Source organism: Lawsonibacter sp. (assembly GCF_022777125.1).
GTDB lineage: Bacteria > Bacillota > Clostridia > Oscillospirales > Oscillospiraceae > Lawsonibacter_A > Lawsonibacter_A hominis.
The window spans coordinates 1-13,967 of sequence record NZ_JALFGV010000145.1; the positions used below are offsets into that span (position 1 = coordinate 1).

Here is a 13,967-nt window from a genome sequence, read left to right on the forward strand (position 1 = left end):
GAGAGCCTGTTCCGGGTCATGCGCAAGCTGGGGCAGGCCGAGAAGAAACCAGTCTACAAGCCAAAGCCCTATGAGCAGATAACGTATCCAGGGCAACGGGTACCGGTAGATGTGAAGGTAGTCCCACGTTGTTGTATCGCCAACCCGGAACTGCGTTTGTACCAGTACACCGCCATTGACGAGTTCACACGTCTGCGCTTTCTGGCTGCCTACCCGGAGCAGTCCACTTATTCCTCTGCCGATTTCCTGAAAAAGTTGGTCAAATGGTATGCCTGCCGAGGCATCCGGGTGGAGTGCGTCCAAACGGATAACGGTTTTGAGTTCACCAACCGTTTTCCCAACAGCAAGCGGCACCTACCCACCCTGTTTGAAGCTGCCGCCGCTAAACCAGGCATCCGGCACAAACTCATCCGTCCTTATACACCCCGCCACAACGGCAAGGTGGAACGCAGCCACCGGGAGGACCAGAAACGGTTTTACTCCTGCCACAACTTTTACTCGCTGTATGACTTCGCCAAACAACTTGCTGTCCACAACCGCCGCTCCATCAACTTCCCCATGAGGCCCCTTCACTGGCTTTCTCCCGCAGAGTTCGCCATCCAATATGTTTGACTAACCTACAAATTATAAATTCCAACGGAAAATGATTCTGTCTACTCCCTTGGATTTACAGGGGAATTATGCGATAGAAATGCAAATGGGCATCTCACGTCTGTGATTCATTAACGCGGCAAGGGCTCCGGCGACGGAAGTCGCCTGATTATGACATGTGTCATTTACTAACGGGCAACAATGCGGTATTCTATATAAAATCTTTAAGAGGAACTAAAAAAGGTACCACCAAAGGATGCTTCGGTAGAATGTGTGGGTCGGTCAGCGGCCAGGAAGCCTCGGCTGGACGCTTGAACTGGACAGCATGACCATGGCAATCAGGCTGCGGGTATTCCTGAATCCGTAAGCTGTACGGATAATCAGCTTAATTTTGTTGTTCGTAGCCTCTACACGAGCATTGGAGAGGCCGTGTTTGGCTACCGCAACGATGGCGGAGAAGTGCCTCTTAATCTTCAAGCGCAACTCACGGAAGGCCGGAATTCGGTATCGCTGGGCCCACGCCATCCACTTGTGGAGGGCATCGGCAATCTCTTCTGGGCCAGCCTTGAGCGCCAACCGGAGACCTTCTTTCAGCAAATAGGCGCGGTAAAGCCCCGGGTTTGCCTCCATCAAAAACTGGAGCTGCGCCCTCTGGTTATCAGACAGATGCTCTGGGTTTTTGAGCAGGACATAGCGGAGATTCTTCATTGCCTTTGCCTGCTTTTCCTCCGAATTTACGACCTTGCCCTTGGTGGGGCGGCCGCGACCTCTCTTGGGAGCTTTCTTGGATGCCTGGTAGGCCTCGGACCAGGCTTTGTGGCGCACTTTGTCCAAGATTTCTGTGGCCCAAGAAACTACATGGAACGGGTCTACACATCGCTCTGCATCGGGCAGTAATGCGCCACGCAGTCCGCAATCCATCTGGCTTCATCTACTGAAACACAACCGACAGATGCTCTTTGTTCCGGCGTCAGTCGCTCAAAAAACTGGGACAGGACTTCCTTGCCATAGCCTGCGCTGCACCATACCACGGCCTTCGTATCATGATTGAGAACGACGGTCATGTACTTACGGCCTTTCTTGTAGCTGGTCTCATCAATCCTGACATTTACCAGCCCGTCAAAGTGGAATGCATTTGCAGCTTCAAGATCCTTGTAAACCCGGTCGCAGATGTCACCCACCGTGTGCCACTCCACCCGCATCAGCTCTGAGACAACGGAGCGCGAGGTGTGCGTGGTAATCCAGGCAACCTGTTCCTCGAAGCTCGCACAAAACCGGGAGTCACGCCTTGCCCAAGGCACGGCAGCGGCAACCATACCATGCTTCTTGCAGTAGGCACGGGGCACAGGACCTTCTATAAAAGACTTGTTGGTGCCAATATCCAACGCACGCCAGCGGCGCGGTCCTCGCCCAGCATCGTAATATGGTGCCTTGCAGTGACAGCTACTACACCGGCACTGCTCCTTCTTTGTGGGCTGTACTGCAACCACGAAAGCATTGGCCTCGGTGTCAAAGAAAAGATCTTTCACGACAATATCCTTGGTACCGACTAATGGCTGTATGATATCTTTTGTGCGCATTTGGGGAGCCCCACCTTTTGATTCGTTTTGAATAACATAATCATAGTGAGAAAGCCCTTGCGGATCAAGGACTTCTTCAGTTTTTACTGCCCACGCATTCTACCGAAGAGCCTAAAAAGGCGCTAATCTCCCTGGTGGGATAGCGCTATTTTTATAAAGAGCTGCTTCAACGGGTTAATGCGTTACGGCGCAAAGCACATCCACCTCACGGGCCAGGCCCAGAACAGGAGAGAGAAATGTCATGGCGACGATTGTAGAATTCAAGGATTACAGCATGGGCTTCAAGGACGACGATGGGAAGGTCTTCAATCTCCTGGATCGGCTGTGTCTGAGGGTCGAGGCTGGGAAGGCCCTGGGTGTTGTGGGCGAATCTGGCTGCGGCAAGAGCATGACCAGCCTCTCCGCCATGCGCCTGTTACCCGACGCGGCCACCGTGCAGGGCGGCGAGATTCTTCTGGAAGGCGAGGACCTTCTGCAAATGTCAGAGGAGGAGATGCGCCGGGTCCGTGGTAATAAGTTGGCTATGATCTTCCAGGAGCCCATGACCGCCCTGAACCCTGTGCTCACCATCGGGCAGCAGATCGGAGAGGTACTGACTCTCCATCACCCGGAGATGAACGCCCAGGAGGTGCGGGAACGGGTGATCCAATCCCTCGCCGAGGTCGGCATCGCCGCGCCCGAGACCCGCGTGGACCAGTACCCACACGAGTTTTCCGGCGGGATGCGCCAGCGGGTGATGATTGCCATGGCCATCATTAACCACCCCGACCTGCTCATCGCCGACGAGCCCACCACTGCCCTGGACGTGACCATCCAGGCCCAGATTCTGGACATCATGCGCCGGCTAAAGGGCGCCTCGGGCAGCCTCATGCTCATTACCCACAACCTGGGTGTGGTGGCCGAGGTCTGCGACGAGGTGGCCGTGATGTACGCGGGCCGGGCCGTGGAGCAGGGCACTCTGGCCGCCATTTTTGACCACCCCCTCCACCCCTATACCAAGGGTCTTATGGCCTCCGTGCCTACCATGTACAGTGAAAAGAAGCCCCTGCCCACCATTCCCGGCTCGGTGCCCACGGTATACGACTTTGAGCCCGGCTGCCGATTCGCTGGCCGCTGCGAGCATTGCATGGAGCGGTGTCTCCAGGAGTCTCCCCCCACCCGAATCATTAACAAGGACCACTACGTCCAGTGCTGGCTGGACTTTGACGAGGAGGCGTAACCATGGCTGAACAAGCACCGCTCTTAAAAGTGGAGCACCTGACAAAATTTTTCCCGGTAAAAAAGCGCAAGCTCATCGAGCCCAAGCGGTATGTTCACGCGGTGGAGGACGTGAGCTTTGAGCTCTATCCCGGCGAGACTCTGGGCATCGTGGGCGAGTCCGGATCCGGCAAATCCACCTTAGCCCGCACCATCCTGGCCCTGACCCCGGTGACCTCCGGCCATGTTGCCTACGGGGGGGAGGACATCACGGATTTCCACGTCTCCGCCGCCGAAAAGCGGAAACTCCGCAGCGAGCTGCAGATGATCTTTCAGGACCCCTACGCCAGCCTGAACCCGAAACTGAAGATCGGCGAGGCCATCGCCGAGCCCATGCTCTACAACAGGCAGGCTGCCAACCATAAGGAGGCCGAGGTCAAGGTCAAGCGTCTGCTGGAGACGGTGGGCCTGCGGGCCGAGGTCTATGACCGCTTCCCTCATGAGTTTTCCGGCGGCCAGCGCCAGCGCATCGGAATCGTCCGGGCCCTGGCGGTCAGCCCCAAGGTCCTGTTCTGCGACGAGTCGGTCTCGGCGCTGGACGTGTCGGTCCAGGCCCAGATTTTGAACCTCTTCAATGAGCTGAAGCGCAAATTTAATCTGACCTATGTGTTCATAGGCCATGACTTGGCGGTCATCCGCTACATCAGCGACCGCATCCTGGTCATGTACCTGGGCAAGGTCATGGAGATCGCCCACTACGACCAGCTCTTCGCGGATCGCACCCACCCCTACACTCAGGCGCTGGTCTCCGCCATCCCGCAGCCCAGCACCGCGCCCAGGGCCCAGCGAATCCTGCTGGAGGGCGACATCCCCAGCGTGGTGGACCCCCCAGAAGGCTGCCGCTTCTGCCAGAGATGCTTCAAGGCCCAGCCCCGCTGCTTCGAGGAGGAGCCAGAACTGATGAAGGTGGAAGAAGGCCACTACGTTCGCTGTCACTTCGTAAAGGAGGCTCCATGATGCTTCGCTACTTGATTCGCCGCCTAGGACGCGGCATCCTAACCATTTTCGTCTCTGTGACCCTAGTATTCTTCATCGTCCGGGCCATGCCCTCTAACCCCGTCGACCTGCTCATCAGCCCCCAGATGACCGAGGAGTCCCGTCAGGCACTCATCCAGGCCTACGGTCTGGACAAGTCCAAGGGCGTGCAGTATGTGCTCTATATGCGGGAGCTGCTCCACGGGAATATGGGCACCAGCTTCGCCAAGCGCATCCCGGTGAGCGAGTACTTGGCCCAGAAGCTACCCTGGACCCTGACCCTTCTGGCCGCCGTCATGGTCATCGTCATCTTCATCGGAATCGGCGTGGGCCTGTTCGCCGCCGCGCATAAGGGGAAGTTGGCCGACCGGCTCATCAGTATCGTGGTGACCATGGGCATCTCCGTATTCATCCCCTTCATGGCCTTCCTGCTCCTTTATATTTTCTCCTTCCGGCTCAAGCTGCTGCCCACTGGCGGTGCCTATACGCCGCCCAAGGGGCAGGGAATAGGCTTCTACCTGGATGTGATAAAACACCTGATCCTGCCGGCGGTGGCCCTGTCCATCACTAATCTGGCCAACGCGGTGCTCTACACCCGAAACAGCATGATCGATGTCCTCCGGGAGGACTACATCCGCACTGCCTACGCCAAGGGCAACAGCAAGGGCCAGGTAATTCGGGTCCACGCCCTGAAAAACGCCCTGATCCCCACCGTCACCGTCATTGGAATGCAGATCGGCATCATGGTGGGCGGTGCCACCGTCACCGAGACTGTCTTTTCCTGGCCCGGCATTGGGCGGCTCATCTATGACTCGGTGAACGCCCTGGACTACCCGGTACTCCAGGGCGCATTCCTTCTGATGGCCGTGTCCGTTGTCATCATGAGCTTCCTGACAGACCTTGTCGTGGCCTGGCTGGACCCGCGCATCAAGCTGGGAGGTTGAACATGAAAGAGCGAAAGAACTTTTTATACTACTTTGTCCGTAACCGGAACGGAATGATCGGCTTTATCGGTGTCATGATCATCCTGCTCATCGGCATCTTCGGCCCCATGCTGGTGGCCAAGCCTGACGGCTACACCACCGACATCCTCATGGCGCCCAGCGCCCAGCACTGGCTGGGCACAGACAACCTGGGCCTGGACATCTTCGCCGAGCTGGCCTGGGGCGCCCGTACCTCCCTATATGTCTCCATCCTGGCCATGCTCATCTCCGGCCTTATCGGCATCCCTCTGGGCCTGCTGTGCGGCTATACCAAGGGAATCGTCAGCGAGGTCGTGGACGCCTTCATCGACATCTTCATGACCCTGCCCATGCTGCCCCTTATGATCATTATGGCGGCCGTCATGGGGACCTCCATCACCAACGTGGCACTTATTTTAGGCATCTTCTCCTGGCCCCAGCTGGCCCGGGTGACCAAGAACAGCACCTTGAAGATTCGGGAAATGCAGTACATTGAGGCCGCTAAGTGCCTGGGCCTGCCCGGCCGCAGCGTTTTGTTCAGGCACGTGCTCCTCAACGCCTCCGGGCCGGTGTTCGTCAACATGACTCTGGTCATGGCCTCCGCCGTGCTCACCGAGGCCAGCCTGAGCTTCCTGGGTTTGGGTGACCCCACCACCTGGAGCTGGGGCACCGTCCTCAAGCGGGCCTGGAGTCAGAACGCCGTCATCAGCAGCCCGAACCCCTGGTGGTGGTGGCTCATCCCCAGCCTGTGCATCGCCATTTACGTCATCTGCTTCAATCTGCTGGGCACCGCGCTCAACGATTGTCTGAACCCTAAGGGGCGGGAGTAAAGGAAGCCTTCGCGGAACGATATGAAAGGAGCTGGAAGCAGCAATGTATGATTTTCTAATTCGCAACGGCATGGTCGTGGACGGCACCGGAAAGCCCGCCTTTGCCGCCGACGTGGCCATTCAGGGCAACCGGATCGCCCAGGTGGCCCCCGACATCCGGGAGGAGGCCAGGGATACCTATGATGCCAAGGGGAAGTACGTCATCCCCGGCCTCATTGACCCCCACGTCCACGAGGAGTGGTACTGCTTTGACGACGGCTCTTACGAGTCCTACATCCGTCAGGGCGTCACCACCCTGGTGAACGGCAACTGCAGCCACAGCGTGGTCCCCGGCCACAAGAAGGAGATTCTGGACTACTACCTGGGCAATGGCCTGGTAGGCATCAAGCAGTACCAGCGATACATGGAAAAGTGGCCTGACTGGCACGATTTCGCCGGCTACTGCGACGCGGTGGCCACCGTGGGCACCAACTGCAACTTCGTCACACTGCTGGGCCACGGCAGCATCCGCCAGTACGTGATGCACGGGGCCTACAACCGCCCCCCCGACGAACTGGAGCAGGCCCAGATTGAGGCCATCATCCGCCACAACATGGACCAGGGCGCCTGGGGCATCTCTTTCGGTCTGGACTATGTGCCCAGCCGCTACGCCACCACTGATGAGCTGTGCGACGTGGTGAACATCATCAAGCGCTACGACGCTGTCTCCGCTGCCCATCTACGTCACTACATCGGCATCCCGGAATCCACTGCCGAGTTCTGTGAGGTTGGCCGCCGCACCGGGGCAAAAATTCAAATCTCCCACTTGGCCTCCAATAGCCCTGAGTCCTACGACATCGCCCTCAAGGCCATCAGCGAGGGGGTCCGGGCCCACATCGACGTGATTCCCAGCAGTGTGGGCCACTGCACCGGCAAGGAGCGGATGCTCCTCTTCACCATGGCACTCAGCGATGAGCTCTTCAGTCAGGGCATCGAGGGGGTCAAGCGGGCTCTGAAGACCCGGGAGGGCCGGGAGCTCATCAAGCGGGAAAACTATACCATGGCCGGCCCCAAGGACAAAATTTACATCGTCCACTCAGAGGACCCCCATCTGGAGAACCGCTCTGTGCGGGACATCGCCCGGGAGCGGGGCATCGACGAGGATGAGTGTATGCTGGACCTGATGGCCGACGATCTCAACTACGTCTTCTGGCTCAACGCCCCCGCCGCCAACACCCCCAGCAAGTTCATTGACCACTGTGATTCCATCGTCGCCAACCCCTACGTCTCCGTGGGCAGCGACACCATTATGGGCGACCCGGAGGACCCTTTCGACTGGTATGAGATTCGCCGTCGGGGCGGTTTTGCCATCTTCGCCCAGATGTACCAGAAGAAAGGTGTCCCCTACGAGGAGATCGTCCGCCGGAACACCACCATGGTGGCCGACCACTTCGGCATCTACAAACGCGGCCGCCTGATGGAGGGCTGCTACGCCGATGTGGCGGTCATCGACCTGCCCAACTACCGCTACCCTGAGATGGATCAGATACAGTACAAGACCCCAAAGCTCAACGCCACCGGCTGCGACCTAGTGCTGTGCAACGGCAAGGTTGAACTGAAGGACGGCGAGCTGTTCCAGACCTACGCCGGCCGGGTGCTTAAGAAGAATGAGCAGGGCCTTTGACCGATAATTGCGGGTTGCCTTCCCGTAGTTATAATCCCCCAGGACCAGCGAATACCGCGCTCAGTCTCCGGAGGCACCAAAACAAAAAAAGAAAGGAACCTAGTCATGAAAAAAGCCATTTCCCTCCTGCTGGCTGGCTGCCTGACCCTGTCTCTCGCCGCCTGCGGCAGTGGCACCAGCACCCCCCCCGCTCCCAGCGACAGCGCGACTCCCTCTGCCCCCACTGAGGACCGCACCCCCAAGGTGGGCGGCTCTATCAACGTGGGCCTCAACAGCGCCCCCGTCAGTGAGAACATCTGGTGCCAGAACGACTTGAACTCCGCCACCATTATGAACCTGGTCTGCCCCAACCTGGTGACCATGGATGAAAACGGCGTCAAGTACAACTACCTAGCCGAGTCCTCCACCTCCAACGAGGACTGCACCGAGTGGACCATCACCCTGAAGGACCTGGTCTGGAACGACGGAGTGCCCGTTACCTCCGCTGACCTTCTCTTCACCGCCAAGTACGGTGTAGAGCATCACATTGGCTTCTTCGACAGCTACTACGGCCTGGTAGACTTTGATAAGTCCGAGACCGTGGACGACTCCACCGTGCGCTTCGTCCTCTCATCCCCCAACGTGAACTTCTGGAACGGCGCCGGCTACTGGATGCCCATTATGCGCCAGAGCGAGTGGGAGAGCGTGACCGACCCCACCACCTATGATTACAGCGGTGCCGGCTACGGCCCCTACTACGTCAGCGAGTGGGTGGACGGTGAGTACGTGGTGCTGGAGCGCAACCCCTATTTTACCCTCGCTAACGACGGCCAGGGCGCCTACCTGGATGAGGTAGTGTTCCGCGTCTTCACCGATGAGAACGCCATGGTCCTAGCCCTGCAGAACGGCGAGGTGGATGCGTGCGCCAACTTCCTAAGCACCTCCTCCGTCACCCAGCTCCAGGGTAACCCCTCCTACTTCATTGATAGTGTGGGCTCTCTGGGCTACGCTCTGATCACCTTCTCTCAGACTAACCCCCTGCTCACCGATGTAAACATCCGACAGGCCATCGCCATGAGCTGCGACCGTGAGGCCCTGGTGAACGTGGCCTTTGCCGGCGGTGCCACCGCCATGTACACCCCCGTCAGCCCTGTGTACGGCGACTTTGTGGCCTCCGACATCCGTCAGCCCGCCTTTGACACCTCCGCTGCTGCCTCCCTGCTGGAGCAGGCCGGCTACAAGGACTCCAACGGCGACGGTGTCCGTGAGAGCGACGATGGCACTCCCTTGAGCTTCACCCTCACCTATAAAAGCACCCTGAGCAACGCCGATGGCGTAATGACCATTCTGAAGTCCGGCTGCGCCGAGGCTGGCGTCGAGCTGGTGCTCCAGCCCGTAGACGCTGCCACCTTCTCCGCCAACGTGACCCAAGGCCACAAGTACGACATCAGCTACAGCAGTTGGGGTACCATCGACGACGTGGACACCACCCTGCTTACCTGCTTCGGCATCGGCCAGACCCTGAACTTCATGGAGTTCAACGACCAGACCCAGGAGGACCTCCTCCAGGCTATGCAGGGCGAAACCGATTACCAGGCCCGCATCAAGCGGCTGGACCAGTGGCAACAGTGGTTCGTGGAGAACCTGCCCTGCGTCCACCTGCTGGTACCCAACAACACCTATGTGACTAGCACCGAGAAGTTTGACGGCTGGAATCTGAAGCCCGGCAACTCCGCTTTCTTGGCCTGCTCCGACTTTGTGGGTGTCTACGCCAAATAAGCAAGCGCGTACATCCTGATTGAACGCGGGGAGGCGGTCTGGCCCAGGCTCGTCCACCTCCCCGTTTTATTTTGCGGTCTTATCAAATACCGGGAGGAGTTTTGATTATCATGAAATTCAAGCAGAAGCCGGCCTACAAGGGCTATACCGCCTACGATTACCTGGAGCCCGGCAAGGATTACAAGGACTTCGAGTGGGCTCAGTGGGACTGGGCAGGTCGTCATGTGGTGGAGCTTGACCCGGAACAGGAGGCCATGGCCGCCGAAATTTTCGCCAAGTACCCCTACATCAGCCTTCACGACCACCCCACATTCTACCCCAAGGACATGAGCACCCTGGACCACATTTATGACTCCATGCGCCAGGGCCGAGCCGTGTGCGGCTATGAGGCCCTGTCCTGGTCCAACATCGACTGCGTATTCGACAACATGCTCGACGGCGTGAATATCATCTCCAGCCCCGGCGGCTGGAAGTGGATCGACATCATCCACGACCTTGGTATGCGCCTGTGCGATATCGCCCACCAGGATTTCCTAGTCCACTGTAAGACGGTGGACGACATCCTGGCCGCCAAGAAGGCGGGGAAGATCGCCTGGGTGGCCAGCATCGAGGGTGCCGCCTGCATCGAGAATGAGGTGGACCGCATCGACATCCTCTACGGCTTAGGCGTCCGCCAGCTTGGCGTGACCTACTCCGAGAGCAACGCCCTGGGCAACGGCATGAAGGAGGACAACGACGGCGGCCTGACCAAGTTCGGCCAGAGGTGCGTGGAGCGGATGAACAAGGTTGGTATGCTCATCGACGTGTCCCACTGCGGACAGAAGACCGCCTACGACGCCATCATGTACTCCCAAAAGCCTATTATCATGAGCCATGTGGGTGCCAAGGCCGTCTGGGACATCAAGCGGATGGCCAGCGACGAGGTCCTCGAGGCTGTGGGCGCCAAGGGCGGCGTTATCGGAATCGAGTCCGCCCCACACACCACCATGTCCAAGACCAAGATGACCCATGACCTGGACAGCGTCATGGAGCACTTCGAGTATGTGAAAAACCTGGTGGGCATCGATCACGTGGGCTTTGGCGTGGACTGCCTCTACGGCGACCACGTGGGCGTCCATCACGCCTTTGCCGCCGCCCTCTCCACCGCTGAGACCGCCAACTTGCCCTATGAGGAGGTCCCCTTCGTCTGGGGCCTGGAGAATCCCACCGAGGCAAGCTGGAACATCGTCCGCTGGCTGGTGAAGCACGGCTACTCCGAGGAGGACATCGGCAAGGTCATCGGCGGCAACGCCATTCGAGTCCTGCGGGAAGTCTGGGCCAACTAAGGGTCGCGGCCCATGGAATTCAAGCAGAAGAAGGGCTATCGCCCCTATGAGGCATACCAATACCTGGAGCCCAGCAAGGACTACAAGGTCATCGACTGGGCCGACTGGGACTGGGCTGGCCGAAGCATTCTCCCCCTTAGCGGCGAGGAGGAGGCCCGGGTGGCCGAGTTGCTGGCCAAGTATCCCTACATCAGCCTCCACGACCACCCGGATTTCACCACCCGGGATATGTCCACCTGCGAGCCCCTGTTCGAGGGGATGCGGGAGGGCCGGGACAAGTGCGGCTACGAGGCCCTGTCCTGGTCCAACATCGACGGTATCTTCGACAACATGATGGACGGCACCAACATTATCTCCAGCCCCGAGGGCTGGAAGTGGATTGACATCATCCACGACCTGGGGATGCGCCTGTGCGATATTGCCCACCAGGATTTCCTGGTCCACTGTAAGACGGTGGACGACATCCTGGCCGCCAAGAAGGCGGGGAAGATCGCCTGCGTTTTCGCCATCGAAGGGGCCGCTCCCATTGAGAACGAGGTGGACCGTATCGACATCTTATACGGTCTGGGAATCCGCCAGCTTGGCGTGACCTATTCCGAGAGCAACGCCCTGGGTAGCGGCTGCAAGGAGGACCACGACGGCGGCCTGACCAAGTTGGGCCGGAAGTGCGTGGAGCGGATGAACAAGGTGGGGATGCTTCTCGACGTGTCCCACTGCGGGGAGCAGACCGCCTACGACGCCGTGATGTACTCCCAAAAGCCCATTATCATGAGCCATGTGGGTGCCAAGGGCGTTTGGAACACCAAGCGGATGGCCGGGGACGAGTTGCTGAAGGCCATCGGGACCAAGGGTGGCGTTATCGGCATCGAGGCCGCCCCACATACCACCATGTCCAGGACCCGCATGACCCATGACCTGGACAGCTTCATGGAGCACTTCGAGTACGTCAAAAATCTGGTGGGCATCGACCATGTGGGCTTTGGCGTGGACGGTATGTACGGTGACCACGTGGGCCTGCATCATGCCTTTGCTGCCGCCCTCTCCACCGGGGAGACCTCCAGAAGTCAGAACAAGTACACCGAGGTCCCCTTTGTAAAATATCTGGAAAACCCCACCGAAGCAAGCTGGAACATCATCCGCTGGCTGGTGAAGCACGGCTACTCCGACAAGGACATCGGCAAGGTCATCGGCGGCAACGCCATCCGGGTCCTGCGGGAAGTCTGGGCCTGAAACGAAGGAGAATGTCGAATGGAACTGAAAAAGAAGCCGGCCTACAATGGCTATCAGGCTTATGAGTACCTGGAGGAGGGGGTGGATTACCCCAAGTTTGATTGGGCCCGGTGGGACTGGGCGGGCCGCCACGTGGTGGAGCTCAACGCCGAACAGGAGGCCCGGGTGGCCGAGCTGCTGGCTAAGTACCCCTACATCAGCCTTCACGATCACCCCACCTTGTTCCCCAAGGACGTACACACAGCGGAGAACATTTTCAATGTCATGCGAAACGGCCGTGAGATGACCGCCTATGAGGCCCTGTCCTGGTCCAACCTGGACTGTGTGTTCGACAACCAACTGGACGGCGTGAACATTATCTCCAGCCCCGGCGGCTGGAAGTGGATCGACATTATCCACGACCTTGGTATGCGCCTGTGCGACATCGCCCATCAGGACTTCCTGGTCCACTGCAAGACGGTGGATGACATCTTAGCCGCCAAGAAGGCCGGAAAGATTGCCTGGGTGGCCGTGGTGGAGGGCGCCGCCTGCATCGAGAACGAGGTAGACCGCATCGATATCCTCTACGGCTTGGGCGTCCGCCAGCTTGGCGTGACCTACTCCGAGAGCAACGCTCTGGGCAGCGGCTGTAAGGAGGACAACGACGGCGGCCTGACCAAGTTTGGCCAGAAGTGCGTTGAACGGATGAACAAGGTTGGTATGCTCATCGACGTGTCTCACTGCGCTCCTCAGACCGCCTATGACGCGGTGATGTACTCCAAGAAGCCCATTATAGCCTCCCACGTGGGTGCCAAGAGCGTGTGGCCCACCAAGCGGATGGCCAGCGATGAACTGATTCAGGCCGTGGCTAAGAAGGGCGGTGTTATCGGTATTGAGGCCGCCCCCCACACCACCATGTCCAAGACCAACATGACCCATGACCTGGACAGCTTTATGGAACACTTCGAGTATGTGAAGAACATGGTGGGTATCGACCACGTAGGCTTCGGTGTGGACTGCCTCTACGGCGACCACGTGGGCGTCCATCACGCCTTCTCCGCCGCCTTGTCCATCGCCAGCACCTCCAAGGCCGGGGTCTCCTACGAGGAGGTCCCCTACGTCAAGTACTTGGAGAACCCTACCGAGTCCAGCTGGAACATCATCCGCTGGCTGGTGAAGCACAACTACTCCGACGAGGACATCGGCAAGGTCATCGGCGGCAACGCCATTCGGGTCCTCAGCGAGGTCTGGGCCTGATGAAGCTTTTATACCTGATTCCGGGAGTCATGTGATCCTCCCCTTTAGGGCAGGAGGAGATGGAGTGACGCCGGGCCATCCTGCAGGCCCATACCTTCCCGGCACCGCAGTGGATGTATCGGACGTTGCTTTACCGCCATGACCTTGGCCGCCGCCGCGGCCAAGAGCGAATTATAACCAGTTCAATAACGAGTGGAAAATCAACGCCTATCTCAAAAAACTCAAATTGCTAGGCTGGGAGGCACCTATGACCACGACCATACAGCCCACCTGATTAAGCAACTTTATCGCTCTCTTTCTGGGGGTAGGGGGAACTATGCCCTCACAGCACTACCAGGGTGAGAAAGTTTCACAGGAAGCCTCATTTATCAATGAAATAAGTCGCCATATGATCTGGTATCAAGAGAAACGGATCAAACAATCTCTCGGGGCAATGAGTCCGATTGAATTTATAAAAAGTCTTGGGTTGGTCGCTTGGTCCAAGAAAATATCTGCTCTCCCTACCAGCGGAGAACCTTACTTCCCAAGAACGCTCCTCAAGAGTGCAAGATTCCCAAAAC

Annotated in this window: 10 protein-coding genes and 1 pseudogene; 10 read left to right on the top strand and 1 reads right to left on the bottom strand. The window is 58.5% G+C overall.

Annotation, left to right across the window (positions count from 1 at the left end; all coding sequences use genetic code 11):
* The coding region (locus MR825_RS11720; protein WP_287880840.1) for a DDE-type integrase/transposase/recombinase at positions 1-612 on the top strand (612 nt) is incomplete at its 5' end.
* Positions 613-873: 261 nt separating this feature from the next.
* Here the strand turns inward: MR825_RS11720 and MR825_RS14435 are convergent.
* Positions 874-2,171, bottom strand: a pseudogene (locus MR825_RS14435) (ISL3 family transposase).
* Positions 2,172-2,412: 241 nt separating this feature from the next.
* Between MR825_RS14435 and MR825_RS11735 the strand changes: the two are divergent.
* The 9 genes from MR825_RS11735 (at position 2,413) to MR825_RS11775 (ending at position 13,407) form a co-directional block, all read left to right on the top strand.
* Positions 2,413-3,390, top strand: a complete 978-nt coding sequence (locus tag MR825_RS11735; protein ID WP_287880846.1) for an ABC transporter ATP-binding protein — start codon at positions 2,413-2,415, stop codon at positions 3,388-3,390.
* A 2-nt stretch (positions 3,391-3,392) separates the two neighbouring features.
* Positions 3,393-4,385 carry an ABC transporter ATP-binding protein gene (locus tag MR825_RS11740; RefSeq protein WP_287880848.1) on the top strand — a complete coding sequence of 331 codons (993 nt, stop codon included), beginning with the start codon at positions 3,393-3,395 and terminating at the stop codon, positions 4,383-4,385.
* Positions 4,385-5,347: an ABC transporter permease gene (locus MR825_RS11745; protein ID WP_287880850.1), complete on the top strand. Its 963-nt coding sequence runs from the start codon at positions 4,385-4,387 to the stop codon at positions 5,345-5,347. Before MR825_RS11740 ends, MR825_RS11745 begins: the two co-directional genes overlap by 1 nt.
* Positions 5,348-5,349: 2 nt before the next feature.
* Complete coding sequence (locus MR825_RS11750) at positions 5,350-6,195, top strand: ABC transporter permease (protein WP_287880852.1); 846 nt, start codon at positions 5,350-5,352, stop codon at positions 6,193-6,195.
* A 43-nt stretch (positions 6,196-6,238) separates the two neighbouring features.
* A complete protein-coding gene (locus tag MR825_RS11755; RefSeq protein WP_287880854.1) occupies positions 6,239-7,858 on the top strand; it encodes an N-acyl-D-amino-acid deacylase family protein in 1,620 nt (539 codons plus the stop codon).
* Positions 7,859-7,963: 105 nt separating this feature from the next.
* Complete coding sequence (locus tag MR825_RS11760; protein WP_287880856.1) at positions 7,964-9,616, top strand: ABC transporter substrate-binding protein; 1,653 nt, start codon at positions 7,964-7,966, stop codon at positions 9,614-9,616.
* A gap of 110 nt (positions 9,617-9,726) precedes the next feature.
* Positions 9,727-10,941, top strand: coding sequence for a dipeptidase (locus tag MR825_RS11765; RefSeq protein WP_287880858.1), 1,215 nt, complete (start codon positions 9,727-9,729; stop codon positions 10,939-10,941).
* A 12-nt stretch (positions 10,942-10,953) separates the two neighbouring features.
* Positions 10,954-12,171, top strand: coding sequence for a dipeptidase (locus tag MR825_RS11770; protein ID WP_287880860.1), 1,218 nt, complete (start codon positions 10,954-10,956; stop codon positions 12,169-12,171).
* Between the two features lie 18 nt (positions 12,172-12,189).
* On the top strand, positions 12,190-13,407 hold the full coding sequence (locus MR825_RS11775) for a dipeptidase (protein ID WP_287880862.1): 1,218 nt from the start codon (positions 12,190-12,192) through the stop codon (positions 13,405-13,407).
* The last annotated feature ends 560 nt before the right edge of the window (positions 13,408-13,967 follow it).